The sequence below is a fragment of the Prochlorococcus marinus str. MIT 9302 genome, assembly GCF_000759975.1.
GTDB classification, from domain to species: Bacteria; Cyanobacteriota; Cyanobacteriia; order PCC-6307; family Cyanobiaceae; genus Prochlorococcus_A; species Prochlorococcus_A marinus_M.
Genome location: NZ_JNAM01000011.1, coordinates 294794 through 311393, shown reverse-complemented (window position 1 = coordinate 311393; position 16600 = coordinate 294794). Strand labels below are relative to the sequence as shown.

General features: G+C 30.7%; 22 protein-coding genes and 1 pseudogene. 11 read left to right on the top strand and 12 right to left on the bottom strand.

From position 1 onward, the window contains the following. Nucleotides 1-375: 375 nt before the first annotated feature. Nucleotides 376-720: a hypothetical protein gene (locus tag EU96_RS01220; RefSeq protein WP_032527344.1), complete on the bottom strand. Its 345-nt coding sequence runs from the start codon at nt 718-720 to the stop codon at nt 376-378. A 596-nt stretch (nt 721-1316) separates the two neighbouring features. Here EU96_RS01220 and EU96_RS10680 point away from each other — a divergent pair. Together EU96_RS10680 and EU96_RS01225 are read left to right on the top strand one after the other, a co-directional pair. Next, on the top strand, nt 1317-1451 hold the full coding sequence (locus EU96_RS10680) for a hypothetical protein (RefSeq protein WP_275040775.1): 135 nt from the start codon (nt 1317-1319) through the stop codon (nt 1449-1451). A gap of 347 nt (nt 1452-1798) precedes the next feature. Next, nucleotides 1799-2509, top strand: coding sequence for a hypothetical protein (locus EU96_RS01225; RefSeq protein WP_032527343.1), 711 nt, complete (start codon nt 1799-1801; stop codon nt 2507-2509). Nucleotides 2510-2641: 132 nt separating this feature from the next. Here the strand turns inward: EU96_RS01225 and EU96_RS09885 are convergent, their stop codons facing one another. Then, nucleotides 2642-2869 (bottom strand): hypothetical protein, encoded by a 228-nt coding sequence (locus EU96_RS09885; protein WP_072014707.1) that lies wholly within the window; start codon nt 2867-2869, stop codon nt 2642-2644. 494 nt (nt 2870-3363) lie between these two features. Further along, the gene (locus EU96_RS10675) at nt 3364-3492 is read right to left on the bottom strand and encodes a hypothetical protein (protein ID WP_275040774.1); all 129 of its coding nucleotides are present in this window, start codon (nt 3490-3492) and stop codon (nt 3364-3366) included. A gap of 520 nt (nt 3493-4012) precedes the next feature. Between EU96_RS10675 and EU96_RS0109450 the strand changes: the two genes are divergently transcribed. The 5 genes and pseudogenes from EU96_RS0109450 (at nt 4013) to EU96_RS01245 (ending at nt 7451) form a co-directional block, all read left to right on the top strand. After that, nucleotides 4013-4120, top strand: coding sequence for a high light inducible protein (locus EU96_RS0109450; RefSeq protein ID WP_032527342.1), 108 nt, complete (start codon nt 4013-4015; stop codon nt 4118-4120). Further along, the gene (locus EU96_RS01230) at nt 4120-4302 is read left to right on the top strand and encodes a hypothetical protein (RefSeq protein ID WP_032527340.1); all 183 of its coding nucleotides are present in this window, start codon (nt 4120-4122) and stop codon (nt 4300-4302) included. The genes EU96_RS0109450 and EU96_RS01230 overlap by 1 nt, the downstream gene beginning before the upstream one ends. A gap of 261 nt (nt 4303-4563) precedes the next feature. After that, nucleotides 4564-4674 (top strand): annotated as a pseudogene (locus EU96_RS01235) (chlorophyll a/b-binding protein); the annotation flags it as partial. Nucleotides 4675-5352: 678 nt separating this feature from the next. After that, a complete protein-coding gene (locus EU96_RS01240) occupies nt 5353-5796 on the top strand; it encodes a hypothetical protein (protein WP_032527338.1) in 444 nt (147 codons plus the stop codon). A gap of 359 nt (nt 5797-6155) precedes the next feature. After that, on the top strand, nt 6156-7451 hold the full coding sequence (locus EU96_RS01245) for a hypothetical protein (RefSeq protein ID WP_032527452.1): 1296 nt from the start codon (nt 6156-6158) through the stop codon (nt 7449-7451). Nucleotides 7452-7580: 129 nt separating this feature from the next. On the opposite strand, the gene EU96_RS0109445 is transcribed toward EU96_RS01245, so the two are convergent. Together EU96_RS0109445 and EU96_RS10460 are read right to left on the bottom strand one after the other, a co-directional pair. After that, a complete protein-coding gene (locus tag EU96_RS0109445) occupies nt 7581-8072 on the bottom strand; it encodes a hypothetical protein (protein WP_032527337.1) in 492 nt (163 codons plus the stop codon). Nucleotides 8073-8210: 138 nt separating this feature from the next. Next, on the bottom strand, nt 8211-8348 hold the full coding sequence (locus tag EU96_RS10460) for a hypothetical protein (RefSeq protein ID WP_193741369.1): 138 nt from the start codon (nt 8346-8348) through the stop codon (nt 8211-8213). A gap of 547 nt (nt 8349-8895) precedes the next feature. Between EU96_RS10460 and EU96_RS10600 the strand changes: the two genes are divergently transcribed. Further along, nucleotides 8896-9183, top strand: a complete 288-nt coding sequence (locus EU96_RS10600; protein ID WP_241434582.1) for a hypothetical protein — start codon at nt 8896-8898, stop codon at nt 9181-9183. Nucleotides 9184-9591: 408 nt separating this feature from the next. Beyond that, the gene (locus EU96_RS10455; protein ID WP_193741368.1) at nt 9592-9732 is read left to right on the top strand and encodes a hypothetical protein; all 141 of its coding nucleotides are present in this window, start codon (nt 9592-9594) and stop codon (nt 9730-9732) included. Between the two features lie 37 nt (nt 9733-9769). Here EU96_RS10455 and EU96_RS01250 read toward each other — a convergent pair whose 3' ends face one another. The 3 genes from EU96_RS01250 to EU96_RS01260 form a co-directional block, all read right to left on the bottom strand. Further along, nucleotides 9770-10066: a hypothetical protein gene (locus EU96_RS01250; protein ID WP_032527336.1), complete on the bottom strand. Its 297-nt coding sequence runs from the start codon at nt 10064-10066 to the stop codon at nt 9770-9772. Between the two features lie 16 nt (nt 10067-10082). Next, a complete protein-coding gene (locus EU96_RS01255; protein WP_032527335.1) occupies nt 10083-10373 on the bottom strand; it encodes a hypothetical protein in 291 nt (96 codons plus the stop codon). Nucleotides 10374-10592: 219 nt separating this feature from the next. Beyond that, complete coding sequence (locus EU96_RS01260) at nt 10593-10811, bottom strand: hypothetical protein (protein WP_032527334.1); 219 nt, start codon at nt 10809-10811, stop codon at nt 10593-10595. Nucleotides 10812-11000: 189 nt separating this feature from the next. On the opposite strand from EU96_RS01260, the gene EU96_RS01265 reads away from it, so the two are divergent. Both EU96_RS01265 and EU96_RS01270 read left to right on the top strand, forming a co-directional pair. After that, complete coding sequence (locus EU96_RS01265; RefSeq protein ID WP_032527333.1) at nt 11001-11489, top strand: hypothetical protein; 489 nt, start codon at nt 11001-11003, stop codon at nt 11487-11489. Between the two features lie 399 nt (nt 11490-11888). Then, on the top strand, nt 11889-12488 hold the full coding sequence (locus EU96_RS01270; protein ID WP_032527332.1) for an outer membrane beta-barrel protein: 600 nt from the start codon (nt 11889-11891) through the stop codon (nt 12486-12488). Between the two features lie 244 nt (nt 12489-12732). On the opposite strand, the gene EU96_RS01275 is transcribed toward EU96_RS01270, so the two are convergent. The 4 genes from EU96_RS01275 to EU96_RS10450 form a co-directional block, all read right to left on the bottom strand. Next, nucleotides 12733-13617, bottom strand: a complete 885-nt coding sequence (locus tag EU96_RS01275; protein ID WP_032527450.1) for an LOG family protein — start codon at nt 13615-13617, stop codon at nt 12733-12735. A gap of 50 nt (nt 13618-13667) precedes the next feature. Beyond that, nucleotides 13668-15059 (bottom strand): PhoH family protein, encoded by a 1392-nt coding sequence (locus tag EU96_RS01280; RefSeq protein WP_032527331.1) that lies wholly within the window; start codon nt 15057-15059, stop codon nt 13668-13670. A 49-nt stretch (nt 15060-15108) separates the two neighbouring features. After that, nucleotides 15109-15627 (bottom strand): hemagglutinin, encoded by a 519-nt coding sequence (locus EU96_RS01285; protein ID WP_032527329.1) that lies wholly within the window; start codon nt 15625-15627, stop codon nt 15109-15111. A gap of 422 nt (nt 15628-16049) precedes the next feature. Beyond that, nucleotides 16050-16214, bottom strand: coding sequence for a hypothetical protein (locus EU96_RS10450; RefSeq protein WP_193741367.1), 165 nt, complete (start codon nt 16212-16214; stop codon nt 16050-16052). Nucleotides 16215-16600 lie beyond the last annotated feature (386 nt).

Here is a 16600-nt window from a genome sequence, read left to right as displayed (position 1 = left end):
TCCAATTTTATATCGAATGTCAATCACAAATTATCCTAAATCCTTACCTAAATGAATGTATTAATATTTATTAGTTTTGCTAGAATAGAATTTAAGAAATTTTGAAAAACCTAGTTATATCAAGCTGGTACATGGTTCATTAGTCAAAAATTTTCTTCATTCATACCAAGGGATCTCGGCGATTTTTAAGGCTTGGAGGATGCGTTATCCAAACTTTTTGGGTATAAATTTATTATCCATCAAAGTTTCTATTTAGGAAAGTTATGGGTGGTATGGGGGTAGCTCAGTGGCTGTTTTCTTATGTAAAACCCAAGAGAAATTTATAATATTCTTTTGGAATTTATAGCGGTGCAAGTAGTAAGCGTTTCATGTTTATCAAGGAATAGGTTTTTGATATTTATAAGTTTTTTGAGTAACAGGAGTAGCGATACCTTTCCCTATACCAGGAAAATTCTCAGATAAGAACTTGTCTCCTTCTTTTATTTGAATTAGTTCTTGACCGACCATTTCCATCTTGTCATCGTCGTATAAGCAGAATCTTCTAGGCAACCACCTAGTAACCATATCGTAGCCACTTTCTTCTCGGATATAAAACTCACCTCCTTCCTTCATCCAACTTCTGCATTCATTCCAAGCAAGCTCCCGAGTTTCATATACGACTTCGGTTGTACATGCTGGTAAAGCAAGAGCAGCTAATAGTGGGAGTAGTAAGCGTTTCATATTCCAATAAATGGTTGAAATTAAATTAGATGATATAAATTCTCTACAAAATGAATCTGAAGATGAAAATCTAGATTAGTCTTTAGTTTTTAGTTAGTGAATCAAGTTACCTAAACTTGTCATGAATATATTTTATCGGTATAAGTGGTCTAAGGACTTGTCCTTTTCGTAAGGACTTGAGCCTAGCGGTTTCAAGGTTAACCCCGCACTCCTACACACGAGTACAAAAACCTTTTTAATTAATGCATATTACTTCCAAGACACTTAGCTTGCTACTTAATGTGGTTTTTGTGCTTTGTGTCTTTTTTATTTGAAGACTATTCATCAAAAGAGATTAATAGTTTCAGGGTTTTCTTACTTCGAACCGAACTCAATATCGGTTAATTTTTTACTCTATAAAAGTTTGAGTAAAGTTTGAGTAAAAAATTACGATTCCTTGTAAGTAATAAAAACTAAAGATACAAGGGAAAATAAAAGTGGAAAAAATATAAATAGTAATATGAACTTCATAAGATATATCGTAAATATAATTTTTAGTCTTGCTTGAATGATACCCTCATTGGTAGCTTGGATGTGCTTGTTTAAATAAAATTATTATGGCTAAAAAAGAAGGTAAGGAATTAGCAACAGTAAAGGTCTATCTTAATACTGGAATAATTGCTGGATTAGTTGGTGTTGGATTTGTTGCCTCTACTTTAATTTTTGGAGTATTAATTCTAGTTTTAAAATAAAAAACTACGAATCCTTGAGGCCCCAGTAATATCAGTGGTTCAAAGTGTGGATGAGGTTTGTTTGGATTGCTAAGGTTTATACCTTCACTTCTAAGCGTATTATCCATCAAAGTTCCTAATTAGGAAAGTGAAGAGTGGGATGGGGTAAATCTTAGTTAGGAATAATTAATAAAAGAAGCTTTAGAGATTATTGTCGAACATTAAAGTCTGACTAACTTGATAGTAGGGGTTGGATGCGGACTATTGAAGCTGGACTGCAGACTCCTTGCATTTTTAAAATTAATCGCATCAAGAAAATAAGTGTAAACTAATTTAATAAGTAAAAAATTTTTTATCTTGAGAATATTGTGATTGAAAAATTGCCAGATCTGAATGAATGGGAAAATTATTTCTTAAAGAATAACGGCAATCTGCAAAAGATAACTTGGAATTATGAAGACTCATTATCAAAAGAAGAAAGAAATTGTGTATCACGCTCTATTGCTAAATTTCAGCTAGGAGAATATTCAGAGGGACAAAAATTAATAGAATTCTGCGAAAAATATTCACAAAAATATGAAGATAAAATACTCAAGAAGATAACTTCTCTTTTTATAAAAGAAGAACAGGCACATTCGCAAATCTTAAAACGCTTTATGGAATTAAATAATATTGCAATCCTAAAGTATGATTGGACGGATAACATATTTAGATTTATAAGAAGTCTTTCTGGCTATGAGTTATCAATCACAGTTCTTATAACAGCTGAAATTATCGCCTTAACTTATTATAAAGCTCTCTCAAAAGCAACAAAAAATAAGTTGCTTAAGGATATTTGCCTAAAAATAATTGAAGAAGAAAGAAAACATGTTTTGTATGAATCTATGCTTTTAAAATCTATGAGAAAGCAAAAAACGAGGATATCTCAATTCTTTATTTTCGTTGCACATAAGTTCCTCTTCTGTAGTTCTCTTTTATTAGTTTTGATAGATCATAGAAACGTCATTATAAGAGGCGGATTTAATGTTTATTCTTTTTGGGCTACAAATATTGATGAGTTTGACAATGCTTTTAAGTAGATAAAAAAGTGTTTTAAGTTAATCCTTGACCTTACTGTTCACACAGAATTGATTATCTGTTCACATAGGGGTTATAAATTAATGCTATTACTAGGTTTTATACTCTCTCTATAGCAACCAAGCACCCAAAGCTTAAGCCGCTTCTGGAGCGAATATTCTGCTGTTTTCTCTCCAGTATCTACATCCTTTAATTAGATGATCGCCTTGAGGAATAAGCTTTTGATGAAAGGGACAAGTAAGGATGGTGACACAAGAACTTGTCGTGCTGTACCTGAAGTGATTGCAAGTAATACAAATCTTCCGTCGTTTTCTTACTAATATTTCGTCCTCTAGGTAATCCCATTCCTGCCAGTCCTCCATAACTATATAGTACAAGTGTACTAATATTTATAGCAACTGAAAAGGGTAAGAGTCAACAAGTTTATTTACTCTTCAAAAAGGATAGCTATTGCCCTATTCCATCTCCTCTCGAAAGACTCTTCTCTACTTGATTCTTCTATCTGATTGCCATACTTACCTACGCCGCTGTAGTAAACGTCTAGGACGTACTTTGCAAAGGGTTCAAGGGATTTCTAATTTTAGATTTAACGAGCTTTGTGAACACTTCCATCGACCTCTCAAGCTCGTTTCTTTCGAGATTCTGTACCCTCATTGGACCCTGATTATGATAGAGAAGAACCTTGCCTGCTTCTTCATAGGAAAGCCAAGTGTGAGTGTCTTTTATTTGTTGCGTTCTGTCCATTTGTTTAAGTGTTAATTGATTAGTTATTTATGAGTAGTTTTCGAGGGGTGGTATGGGGGTTGAACTCTGGTCTAGAGAGTATATAAACCCCTTCAGACATCTATTGCCTGATTCAGTCCTCTCTGCCGAACTTAATCATTGCGACAGGGATCCCAACAGTAAAAACAACTCCAATAACAAGAATCAATATCCCTATTGGAGAAAAAATATCAACTCCTTGTCCGGTTTTTGCGAAGAGCATTTTTCTTACTTAGAACGTTTCAAAAAACATTATGCAGCTTTAGTAGCATTTCATACAAAACTAGTCATCATAAACTAACTATGAGAATCTAAATCTCTTCTTTTGAGTATTTTCTACGTTGTTTTTATTTGAGATTCTGATTTGAATTAGAAAAGCTATAGATATTCCTATGGAAAAATCATTTGTAAATTTCATTTATTGGATCTTAGTAAAGTCCGCTGAAAGTTACTATGGCGACGCAACGAAAACAGATATACCATATACTCCTTATTTCTAAATCTCCAATGTTTTGTTAAATAAGAGTTAGAAAAGGCCTTTGATCATATTGTCATCTTAAAAAAGCTATTACTAATTTTTAAACCCAAAGCAGTGTGTTCATAATTCTAAAAGTATTTTTAGATATATATACATATACGTAACATAAGTGTTTAAGAATTCTTCTATAATCTGAAATTTAGACTAATTTCTTTACATTGATTAATACTAATGTTATATTTCTTTACATAATATATTTTTAATTATGGCTCCTGAAGCAGAAAGATTAAACGGTTGGGCAGCAATGCTTGGTTTCGTTGCAGCTGTTGGCGCATACGCAACAACTGGTCAAATTATTCCTGGCTTTGTGTAATGTTTGAGCCAGAAGTTAACACTTGGATTAACACTATACTTTTCCCTTTTATGCCAGTCATAACAGTATTTATTGTTAGTACATTGATGTTGAGTGATTTGCCATGGAATGACGACGACGACGATGATGATGGAGGTGGATTAATCTCCCCGATATATGACTACGTTCCACAAGGGACTTAGAGGATATATATCAAAATGATTTTCATCTCATCTTTATTTAACTCAGTCCCTTCAAGTGCTAAAGACCTTTTAGAGTTTGGTTTCTTTCTTACTGTGGGTATTACAGCAGGAAAAGTAGGACTCTTATAAAAACTTATCTAAATGCCATATCACTATTTGGCATTGCATAACTACTGCGATAGCACCAAGTATTGCTTACGCACTATAAAAATTGAATTATTTTTACTAACGAGCAATTAAAAAATGGAAAACTCAAAACCAACTTATTGGCAAAATGCCGAGAGAACCAATGGAAGGATGGCAATGATGGGCTTCTTCGCATTAGTAGTAAACTACGGTCTTTTTGGCTGGATCATCCCAGGTATTTTTTAAAATGAATGTAGATATTTTCTTAATCTCTTTCTTTACATATATATTAGTGCCAGTGGTAATGATAGCCAAAGAAAAAAAGCAACTAACTAAAATATGAATTTAGGGATATAGGCAAGCTTTTTTTGTTTGGAATGAGTTTGTAATTTCTTATAAAAGTGTGAATAAAGTGTGAATAGAAAATTGTGAATCCTTGAGATCCAAGTAATAGCTAGACGAGGTCACTTTTCATTAGCAAGTAGCTAGGTTCCTTTTATATCAGGGGATCTCGGAGAATATATAGGGTTTGAATAAAGTGTGAATAACTCTTTCAATATAAATTTATTGTCTATCAAATTGTCTATGTATGAAATTGATGGGTGGTACAGGGTAAATATTAGGTTCGAATTAGTTATAAAGAAGCTTTAGAAAACTATATCAAAATTTAAAATATGATTAAGTTTCAATTAGGAGTTGGATGCGGGCTGTTCCATCTGGACTGCAGACTCCCTAAAACCACTCACTCCTTCATAGATATTTAAATTAATTCATATATCTTTTTCGTGAAAAGAAATAGTGGAATATTGCTCAACTGTCACATGTGACAGTTGGCAAAGAATAATATCTCAACTTTAAATTTTCAATAAATAATTTACTGTTTATATGTGTGAGTGAGTTGTTTAAAATATTTTAATTTATAAAATGAAAATTCTTATCGCAACTCTTATATTGGGTGCTTCTTTCCCAGTCAATGCTTATGAGAGCAATGGAGATCACATTAATCGACAAGCATATGAGTCACAAAAAGGATACGCATATGAGAACAAGTGTTTCCGTTATGAATATAGGGAAAAATATATTCCAGGCACTTTAATATCTCCTGGTTATGTCAAATCTTACAGTGAGAAGGTTTCTATCCCATGCAATAGTCATCGCAAGGTATTCAACCATTATCATCACAAGACTGAACCACAAACTTCGTATGTTAAATATAAACCTGCTCCAAAATGTACTGGAAGTACAACTTTAGGTGGATTGATTGGTGGTGGAATTGCAGCATCTCTATCAAAAAGTGATGCATATGGTTGGAGTGTACCTTTAGGTGCAGTTTTAGGTGCAGGTATTGGAAATGCCGAATGTAAATAATTATGGTTTTTATTTAATATTGGGTTCATTTTTCAAAGGATTTTCAACTACAAATCACAAAAAACCTAAAAGTGTGAATAGAAAATTGCTAATCCTTAAGATCCCAGTCATAGCTATACACGCTTACTTTTCATTGGCCAGTAATTAATGTCATTCATATCAATTAGTTTGAAGATTATTACTAAGTGTGGATGAGGTATGGATGGTTAAGCTTTATACCTTAACTTCTAAGCGTATTATCCATTAAATTATCAGTCTAGGAAAGTAAGCTTAGAGGTTATTTTGAAATTGCAATATATCTCTGGAAATATATTTGGAATGCGATAATTTAAATACTAAAATTAAGTGTGAGAAAATTTGTGAAACTTTTTAAAAGTTTATTAGTTACATCAGCGTTTTTAGCTCTTTTAGCACCTATAACTGCAACAGCATCTGAGATAAATATTGATGAGATGAACAGTTATGTTCGAAAAAAGTCCTCTTCAAAAAAACAATTTAATAGCCAAAGTTTCTCTAAAGATATTGTAAAAATTAATGAAAGTGTTGAAAGGATAGATTCTGGAATTAATGAGTTTGAAGCGGGAAGTTTCTCAGAAACAACGACAATGAGTGGTACTGCTTCATACCAGATTGGAGGTGTTACTGGGTCTGAAATAACTGAAGCTATAACATCTACTTATTCTATAAAAACAGACTTAAATACTTCTTTTACAGGAGAAGATAATCTTTATGTCGGCATTGAAACTGGAAACTCATCAGCGTTAAATGATTTTGATTTAGAGAGCTCTGTTGTTGGAGGAGATAATTTAAATGTAGCTTCGATGTATTATCAATTTCCTCTTGGAGAATTCCAAATAGCTGTAGGTCCAGAATTAGACAGTGATGACCTAATGCCTACAAAGACATCGGCTTATTCTGATAAGTTTTTCTTTGAAAGCCAATATGGTTTAAAGTCTAATTTTTTTGCGAGTCGAGGAACAGGAGCTGGTGTAGCAGTAGCAAGAACTTTTGATGGTGGATTAAATGCTTCAGCAAGTATTATAGGCACTGGGGCATCCACCAATAGTGGAATACTAACTGCAGAAGGTATTGATGTTAGTACTCTTTCATTAGGCTATGACGCTGATAATTTTGGTGGAGGAATTATTTTTCAAAATTCTGATTCTATTTGTACTCTTGTTAATGATTTTATTGTTGAACTTTGTAATGATTATGGAATAAGTGCAATTTTAGATGAAGGTTATAGCGCCACTACCATTGGAGGATATTACAGCCCAGATGAGAAATTAAAATTTAGCATTACATCCAGTTTTCTTGATCCAAGCATTAGTGGAACAAGAATTGATACAATCCAGGATTTTCAATTTGCAGTTGATAGAGAATGGGGTGATGGAACATTACATGCTTCTTATAAAACGTACCCTTTTTACAAAGTTCCTGACTTAAATGGCGATAGGATTCAGCAGGATGATTTGGGATCTTTTGTGGAAGTATATTACACTTATAATGTTAATGACTCTTTAACGCTTAGACCTGGTGTGTCGATTACAATGCCAATTCAGGATGCTGATGATATTGCAGCCGGTAATGATGACTTAGCTTTCTCTTTAATTGAGCGCACCGCTATTGGTGTAGGGGCTACTTTCAAGTTTTAAAACAATTTAAGAATAATTAAGTAGTCCTTTAATAGAACTAAAAGGGATACTTTTTTATGAAATTAATTAATCTAGATAATCTTTCATATATTCTTTTCCAAAAAAGTAAAAAACAATAAAATATATTGATTACTTAATAAATGAAAGTCTACCTAAAAAAGAGGGAATAAAACTTTCTTCCTTTTTATTTTCTTTTGTTTTTTCATTTAATTGAATTACATTATTTTTGGCAGCATCAGTATTATTAAGTACTAATTCAAAATTATTAAATATATTAATTTTTCTGGATGCTTGGAATAATCCCTTACATAAAGAAATAAAGGATAAAAAAGTAATTCCTATTATTTTAAAGAGATTTAGAAATTGAATAAAAGCAGACATCAATGACTTGAAAATTTCAGCTACATTTTTTAAAAATGTACCAAAAAGTTCATAGATTTGAATGAAGCTTTTAAAAAGAGTATCAATAATAGTAATTATATTTCTAAAGATTAACGTAAAATCATTAAACAATTTACTTGAAAGTACATTGATGGAATTCTCATTATCTTTGGTAAATATTTTTACAATGCCAAACCAAATAAGAAATGAAGTTAGAAGAGTAATTAAGACTTTAATCATTGGAGAGTATTTTTTTTAATCAGAGCAAAATTTGCTATGAATCGCAATCAAAACAATTACTCAAAAAAGAAAGAGACGCCTAAGATAAAAATTTTTAATAAAAAAGAGGGTTATATCCCTCCAATTTTAGATCGACGGTCAATCAAATGTGGAATTTTCATCTAGTTTAGTTTGAAGTTTAGCTGCCTTATGCAATAAACCTACTGCTTCTTTTCTTCCAGTTGCGATAGATGCTTGATGTAATAATTCAGCATATTTTTTGGTTAATTTTTTCATTGGTTAGTTTTTTAAATGTCATATACACAGGCTTAATAAGTAAGTTAAATCTTAAACTTTTTATATTGGATAGATCAAACAACTTTATTACTTGAAAGTATTTGACTCTTGCAGGTGGTACTCTTTTTCATAAGTTCTTTAGCTTGGTCAATATTGCTGTTCCTTATCTCAACCTGAGATTTAACAATAATAACATGAACTACAAAATATATTCTTTAGAAATTATTCTCAACTGATTTAAATTTCGGTTATTTAAATAACTTTTTGCGTTGAATTTGTTCTCATATGATTCGAGATCCTTAATCTCAAAAATCATACTATCAGATATCAAATCAATTAAATGTTCTTTATCCATACTTAACTTATAAACCTTGTCTAGAGTTAATTAAGAATAGGTATGCAACTCAACACATAAGTAATAATACTTAGACATATCAAATGACTTGATAAATTAATTTTTTAGCAGATTTAAAATTGTTAGAAAAAATTAGATCATATGAAAATTTCAATGAATAATTTATAGATATTAAATCCAATTTACTCATTAATGGAATTCGCTAAAAAATTCATGTCTGAAAAAGCTGAAGAGCTTAACAGTAAAGCTGCAATGCTTGGAATATTTTCTCTAGTTGGAGAATACTATTTTACTGGTCAAATTGTACCAGAGTATCTTCTGAAAAATTTCTTTTGTATTTTTATGGGGCTTATCAAGCCCCTTTCTTATTTTTCATTATTTGAATGTTTTGATGGAGATCCTAAATCACAACTCCCTACACATTCTTCTAATAATTTTTCAGAAGAACTCTTTATTTCACAGGTTCTAAGGCAATCATAAAAGGCATACTTGGGATCCAATTGATTTTTGAATTGTTTATTTCTGAAAGTATTCATGGTCAAACTCCCTTTGCTTGTCTTTCAAGTTGATTAATTAATTTGTCCAACCATAAAGTGTTGTTAATCTTTTTTGTTTTTTTAAAGTATTTCGTTTTATAAGTACTCATGAAGTTAAACCTCAATCAGTTTAAATAACTTAGATGAAATCATTTGAATTTCCTAGAGCAAAAATACTGATTGTGAAAATAGTTAAATGTTTAATAAAGATTCATTTAATAAAAAAGGAGCTAATTGATTCTCATTTTAGATTCACTTTTAATTAGTTAAAAGTTTTAAGAGTGTTGAATCTAAAACTAAGTATTTGTTTTAAATCAAAAAAATCTAGTATTAAGTTATTAATTTATAAAAAATGGAAATAACTCTAAAAAAAGAAACTTCATTAGGTTTAGAGTCCTTCGATGTTTTAGGATTTAATTCCGAAGAGGAACTTGAATGTGAAATTTCAAAACTTATGAAAATTAGACCTGAATTTGAAAATAATCTAAATTAAATTTATATATTTGCAAATAGTAAGCGTTTTATTTCCTTCATTCACTTTCCATTATTTCAGCAGAATCAGAACAGACATTAACGCTAAACCACTGCATTGCCGACCAAGTTTTTTCTTGGTATGTACCAGCCGCAATACTTACAAAACAATCATTCTCATACCAACTTCGATAACTGGGATTTACTCCAGTTCCTTTTAATCTGTTTTCTAAGCCTTTTCCATATTTTTTAATTACAAGATTTATAGCTTCATACTCAATTTCTCTTTGCCTTTCATCAGCAAATGCTCCAAAAGATATAAAAAAAAGGATTGATGCAATAAGTAAATGTTTCATTAGATTCTTTTCTTTTTTATATGTAGCTAATTTTATATTGATTAATTAATTGTTTAAAATCTTCAACTCTTTTTTGTCCGTTTTTTAATGGTCTTGAGCAGTCAAGTACAGCTGCACAACATAATTGCCAACAAGATTTTTCATCTAGGGCTAATTTCTCGCATATATTTTTTGGGGCTTTAAAAACTGTGCTTATTTCTGCAATGTGTTGAGTGGTTTCCCATAACTCTCCTTCAAGAAAGTCAAGTTCAATGCCTGATAATAATTCTGTGGCTACGTAATCTTTGATTAGCTCAGTTAATTCCAAAATTCTATATTAAAGCAGAGGAAGTTGAATCATCTCTTAGTATTTATATAGCAAGATAAAAAAAAAGGAGCTAATTTCCTCTTAAACTTAGATCCACTATTAATCATGATACCCAACCTTAGAAACAATATTCCCTGAGACAGTATCAGTAACTAAAAGTTCAGGAGACAAATCTTCCATAAATCCTTTAACCTCATCTTCATTATGAAACGACCTTCTTTATAATTTTCCTTGTATTTTATTTGATAAATTCCTATTTAAAGGATGAAATCTAAGTTGATTTCTGAAATTCTCATCTCCCCAATAGTGATCTTCGTAAAATGAAAAAACAGACATAGCTACGCCAGCTGTTAGTAGTCCCCCCATAATTAAAACAAGATATATAAGGTAATCTGTAGGGACCCAATTACTAGTTCCAAAAATAATTACAAAAGACATAAGGTTTTAGAAAGATTAGATTTTTATATAACTATTTTTACTAAGTAAAATAATTTTTACTACCTGAAAGAAATACCCAATTTATAAGAACTTGAATTCTGAATCTTTCATTTAAGTATTAATGATAATGGCGTTGATGATTATGTTTCTTTATTTACTTATAATATCAATCAAATTATTATTTAAGTTTTGGTAGATTTATCTAAGCTTAAAAAGCTGTCACCTTTATATTCTTATTGGCAATCAGACCAAAATGATTTGGATGAAAGGAATAGGTTATTAATTGCTAATAAAGATAGTGCAGCTTTATATCTTTTTGAGAAAGAACCTTATAAGTGGGAGATATTATTTCAAAGCATCATAAGAGAAATAATTAAAGGAGATTTATCTTCATTGAAAGGCTTGCAAGTACTTTTAAGTAGCCTTTCTCTTGAAGTAAGAAAAAAAGTTTTAAAGGACTTACTGGTAAATAAAATTATTAATCAGGATTGTTTTGCCCAACTTAACAAGCCAATTAATATTAAGTCAGAAACCAAAAATAATTTACTTAGATTTCTAAGAATCTTATTGTCTATATTTACTAATCCTTATGGTATTGAATTAAGAAGAAAAAAAATTCATATTTATGAGAAAACTGGGTTTTTATTAAACTATTTTAAGAATTTATATTCCAAATAAATGTTACGTGAAATTTTTCTAACCAATTAGAGAAATGATGAGGGTAAAGATTTTTTCTAACAAGAACTAAATATTCATTCTTTAATAAGAAAAGATAAATCTTTGATTAATTAATAGTCTAAAAGTGTGAATAAAAAATTACGATTCCTTGAGGTCCCAGTAAAAACTAAACGGATTTCTTTGCATTAGCCAAAACTTTTTTATTAATATCAAGTGAACTCGGCAAAAATATAGGGTTTGAGTAAAGTTTGGGTAAATTCTTTAATATAAATTCATTATCCATCAAATTATCTTTTTAGGAAGCTGAAGAGTGCTGTGGAAAAATTATATTTAGTTGCCTACATTTATGGATTTTTTAAACAATAGACTGTATAAAATATTAAAATTAACTTTATTTTTATGAGAAGAATATCTCATTTTTTATCAACTACCTTTGCAGGTTTATCTTTACTTAGCGGTCCTTTAATTGCAAATGAGTATTCAACAAAAGGAGCTTACTTCACAGGCAGTATTGGAGGAAGTAAAGTTGGAGATATTGATATACAAAATGTAAATTCAGATATTAAGTTTGACCCAGGTGTAGGACTTGATTTAGGACTTGGTTATGATTTTGGTACAGCTCGCGTTGAGGGTAATTGGATCAGGGCACAATCTGATGGAACTTCATGGCTTGGATTTAATATTGAAACCAATACGACAATTGATTCAGTCATGGGTTCAGTTTATTATGATTTCCGTGAAGATAAACAATGGAGTCCATTTATTGGAGCTTCAATAGGTAGCACAACTGTTGATATTGATGGAGTCTCTGAATCAGGTTTCTCTTATGGATTGAGCTATGGTTTAAGTTATAAGACATCCGAGAAATTAGAAGTTTTCTTTAAAGCTAATACATCAATAGTCCCAGAACTTACATTTGATACATTAAACAACGGATCAATTACCATAACAGATGGCAACTTTACTAATGCAACAATTGGATTAAGAGTAAGATTCTAATTCTTCTTACAATTTCGAAAAAAAAGTAATTTTTTAGAGCTACTTTTTTAATTTAATAACTTAAAATATTGTGGTTAATGTTTCGTTAAAAAATCTCGAAACTTTTAGATCCTAGTAATATTTAGTCGGATTTACTTTAATCAGCCAGTCAAAATCCAAAGTATTTGATTCGGTTTATCGACAATAATAAGCCGAAGAAAGTTTAGAAAAATATAGAAACAGATAGCTATAGGTAAATTTTTTTTTAATTAATATACTTAAAATTCTTTATTAAGTTCCAAGCATCATTTGCTGTATCAGCGTATTGAAAAATAGACAAATCATTCTCTCCAATCAAACCCATATCAGAAAGGAATTGAAAATTAATTACCTTTTCCCAGTAGCTTCTGCCAAATAAAATTATTGGAATATTCTTCTTCATCCCAGTCTGTCTTAATGTTAATAATTCAAATAATTCATCTAAAGTTCCAAATCCTCCAGGAAAAAAAACTGCAGCAGCAGATCTCATAACAAAATGAAATTTCCTCATTGCAAAATAATTAAATTTAAAGCATAATCCTGGAGTAATAAAAGAATTTGGGTGTTGCTCATTGGGCAGGCTTATATTTAATCCAATGGATTTACATCCAGCATCAAACGCTCCTCTATTAGCTGCCTCCATAATCCCTGGTCCACCGCCAGTAACTATTACATGAGAATGAGGATTTTTTGTTTTGCTATCCAGCGAGATTAATTTTGATAATTCTCTTGCTTCAGAATAATAATGTGAGAGAGAGTGCAAATTTTTTAATCTCTCAATATTTATCTTTGAAGATTTAGATTTAGGATTAATTGAAAGAAGTTTTTCTGCATCATCTAGTCTTCTTTTGGATGTAATCTCTTCTGATATGTGTACTCCTCCAAATACAATAACAGTTGAAATTATATTTTCTTTTTCAATAACCTGCTCAGGCTTTGTAATCTCAAGGAGCATCCTCACACCTCTCATTTTATCAGTATTCAATAAGTCAATATCTTCGTGAGCAAGTTTATAAGTACTAGATTTTAAAATTGCTTCTAAATTACTAGCAACTAATTCAACCTCGTTACTTCTTTCTTGTTCAAAATCACATTTAATCTTGTCATTCATATTGTTCTCCATTTTTTTTTATTTTCTGTATAAATATTTTAAGCATTTTTCTATAAAAGATCAGCCGCTAATTCTGCTAAATCACTTCTTTCTCCTTGAGATAAAGTTATGTGTCCAATTATTGTTTGACCATGCAATTTTTTAGCTAACCAAGTCAATCCGTTACTATCAGAATCAAGATATGGATGATCTATTTGATTTGGATCTCCTGTAAAAACAATTTTTGTTCCTTCTCCAGCTCTCGTAACGATAGTTTTTACTTCTAAAGGGGTTAAATTTTGGGCTTCATCAATAAGAATAAATTGATGTGGGATTGATCTTCCTCTAATGTAGTTTATTGCCTCTACTTCCAAGAGACCCATGCCTCTTAAGTCTTCCCATGAATTTTTAGAGTTAATATCTCTTTCTTTTTGATTAACTCTTGCTCCATTTTTATTTGAATTTGGACTTGTTAAATAATCTAAATTATCAATTATTGGCTTCATCCAAGGAGCTAATTTTTCATCAAGACTACCTGGGAGATAGCCTAATTCTTTGCCCAAAGTTATTGGTGGTCTAGATACTAATAATCTTTCGTATAAATTTTCGTCTGCAACTTGATGTAATCCTACTGCCAAAGCAAGTAAAGTTTTACCTGTCCCAGCTTTTCCTACAAGACTTACTAATTGAACTTTTGGATCTAGGAGTAAATCTAAAGCAAAACTTTGTTCAAGATTCTTAGGTTTTACTTTGCCTAAATTTGATCTTCTTAAAAAATTTAGACCTACTAACTTTTTCTCAGATCGATCATATCTTGTTAAGTAAGTATGATTCTCTTTTAAATTATCTCGCAAGATTACACCCTCATTACTCACTAAAGATGGTTCAAATTTTGATTTAATATCTTTTAAATAAATAAACCCATCTTTTTGAACCTTATTTATCTCATCTGAATTTGAACTGATTTCCCTGAAACCCTTATCTAAATTATCTAAAGAAACCTTGTCTTTATTATAATCTTCAGCTTTAAGACCAACAGCATCCGCTTTGATTCTTAAATTTGTATCTTTTGAAATAATTACGACTTCAGGAAAGTCTGATAAGATTTTGGTATTTTTTTCTTCAAGAGCGACAGCTAAAATCTTATTATCTCCACTACTGTCACTAAGCTCTGAGGGTAATCTATCAGTAGTCTCTTTTCTGCAAAATGCAACTTTGATTGTCCCCTCAGATTTATTATTAATTTTTACGCCCGATGATAGATTACCTTTTTCTCGGAGACTATCTAATAATCTTGAAACTCTTCTAGCATTACGTCCCTTCTCGCCAGGATCCCTTTTGAATCTATCAACCTCTTCAACTACCTGAATTGGAATTACAATATTTTCATTGGCAAAATGCAGAGGTGACTCGGGATCATGTAATAAAACATTTGTATCAAGAACAATAACTCTTTTTTTCATAATTAAGGTCCTCTTTAAATTAAGTGTGAAGTGAGTTTGAGTTTTAATATCAATTTGAATTAGCAGTTTTTTTAACTAAAGGATTAAACATTAATCTTTTGATTTGATCATTTTCCCAAATCCAATAAACGGGAGGACTTTTTCTAGCCTTAATAAGGCTTAATTTGTTTAGTTTTTGAGGAATAAATTCTTTTTTTGGATCAAAAAATTTATCTCTGATAGGTTGATTTAAAACAATGCTCCCTTCATTTCCAGAGATTGACCTGTGATAAGTTCCAATAGGAATTTCAAGTGCTCCCATAGATCTTTTTAGATAAATCACATGATGTGGCTCGTCCCAAGTTGGATTTATCAAAATAAATTTCCGCTCACCAGTAATAACTAAATTGTGATCAATTTGATGATTGTGCACATAGTACTGTTCATACTCAAATTCATCTGGAGGGGATATAGCCTCTTCTGAATGCATAACTACATCACAACTATTAGTTAACTCTATGCCTGCATCAAAAAAAGTTACTTTGGGAGTTTCTCTGAAAATAGTTATTGGGCAGAATTTTAATTTCATAATTCAACCTCTCTGCTAGTGGATTAACAAATACGACAAGAATTTATTTGCAGAAAATAATTATTTATTGATACTTAGTTGCAACAAACTAAACAATCTTCCTAAGATGGATTATCTATACAACTTTGTTTTAGAGTTTTTTCTAAAGTTTGCATTTTCCTTAAGTAATCAAGATCTCTCAAATCTTTGTTAGGAACAGTGAATTGCGTTTTTAATTTCATTTTGCCCTCCTATTAATATTGTTGTTTATAGCCATTCCAAGTTTGATTAAACCTTAATCCAAGATATACAATTAAGATTGTCCAAAAAATAATCTCTAAACTTAAATTACTCATTTACTTTTCCTCCTTTTTTAATAACTGAGCTTTAGTACGGATTAAATATGAAAATCAAGGGAAAGAATACTTAAAATAGATCGAATATTAATCACAATAAATTTTGCAATGACTATTAGTAGGATGCGCTATGCATTCTTGATCCCAATATTTTTTTAATTCTTTTTTGGGTAATTGATAATTAAAATCATGCATACTCCACATGTCTGAAGTTGCATTTCTGAGAGCTGTGAACGGAGTAGTGAGTTTCATAAAACCTCCTTTATCTCTACTTCTTAATTATCCTCCTTTTGACTTGAAATTAATAGAGTATTATTACCCGAGTATAAATGCATTGTGGTTGTCACGACTATCTTTAACCTATTCAATTGGATTAGTCATTATTCAGGAGTCAAAAGTACTTCATCGACTTTGTAGACATTGAGGAGTATATGGCTTGAAGAGGGAGAAAAAATGCCCTCTTATTTTTTAGGTATTACCCTCTTGATTTTTCTATGTAAGAGATACTAAATAATTATTAGCCCAAAGAGGTTACTCAAATCACCAACCTAGGATTAGAGCTTCTTATATTGAATGTTTAATTAATTTATTTGGGCGTTTTTATGACACAAAATTTTTATCAACAAGGTATGAGAGCT

Bases quoted from the DNA above. Each gene is read 5' to 3' on its own strand.
- EU96_RS01220 (WP_032527344.1), bottom strand. From the start codon at position 720: ATGAAACGCTTACTACTCCCACTATTAGCTGCTCTTGCTTTACCAGCA.
- EU96_RS10680 (WP_275040775.1), top strand. From the start codon at position 1,317: ATGGCTAAAAAAGAAGGTAAGGAATTAGCAACAGTAAAGGTCTATCTT.
- EU96_RS09885 (WP_072014707.1), bottom strand. From the start codon at position 2,869: ATGGAGGACTGGCAGGAATGGGATTACCTAGAGGACGAAATATTAGTA.
- EU96_RS10675 (WP_275040774.1), bottom strand. From the start codon at position 3,492: ATGCTCTTCGCAAAAACCGGACAAGGAGTTGATATTTTTTCTCCAATA.
- EU96_RS0109450 (WP_032527342.1), top strand. From the start codon at position 4,013: ATGGCTCCTGAAGCAGAAAGATTAAACGGTTGGGCAGCAATGCTTGGT.
- EU96_RS01230 (WP_032527340.1), top strand. From the start codon at position 4,120: ATGTTTGAGCCAGAAGTTAACACTTGGATTAACACTATACTTTTCCCT.
- EU96_RS01240 (WP_032527338.1), top strand. From the start codon at position 5,353: ATGAAAATTCTTATCGCAACTCTTATATTGGGTGCTTCTTTCCCAGTC.
- EU96_RS0109445 (WP_032527337.1), bottom strand. From the start codon at position 8,072: ATGATTAAAGTCTTAATTACTCTTCTAACTTCATTTCTTATTTGGTTT.
- EU96_RS10460 (WP_193741369.1), bottom strand. From the start codon at position 8,348: ATGAAAAAATTAACCAAAAAATATGCTGAATTATTACATCAAGCATCT.
- EU96_RS10600 (WP_241434582.1), top strand. From the start codon at position 8,896: ATGGAATTCGCTAAAAAATTCATGTCTGAAAAAGCTGAAGAGCTTAAC.
- EU96_RS10455 (WP_193741368.1), top strand. From the start codon at position 9,592: ATGGAAATAACTCTAAAAAAAGAAACTTCATTAGGTTTAGAGTCCTTC.
- EU96_RS01250 (WP_032527336.1), bottom strand. From the start codon at position 10,066: ATGAAACATTTACTTATTGCATCAATCCTTTTTTTTATATCTTTTGGA.
- EU96_RS01260 (WP_032527334.1), bottom strand. From the start codon at position 10,811: ATGTCTTTTGTAATTATTTTTGGAACTAGTAATTGGGTCCCTACAGAT.
- EU96_RS01270 (WP_032527332.1), top strand. From the start codon at position 11,889: ATGAGAAGAATATCTCATTTTTTATCAACTACCTTTGCAGGTTTATCT.
- EU96_RS01275 (WP_032527450.1), bottom strand. From the start codon at position 13,617: ATGAATGACAAGATTAAATGTGATTTTGAACAAGAAAGAAGTAACGAG.
- EU96_RS01280 (WP_032527331.1), bottom strand. From the start codon at position 15,059: ATGAAAAAAAGAGTTATTGTTCTTGATACAAATGTTTTATTACATGAT.
- EU96_RS01285 (WP_032527329.1), bottom strand. From the start codon at position 15,627: ATGAAATTAAAATTCTGCCCAATAACTATTTTCAGAGAAACTCCCAAA.
- EU96_RS10450 (WP_193741367.1), bottom strand. From the start codon at position 16,214: ATGAAACTCACTACTCCGTTCACAGCTCTCAGAAATGCAACTTCAGAC.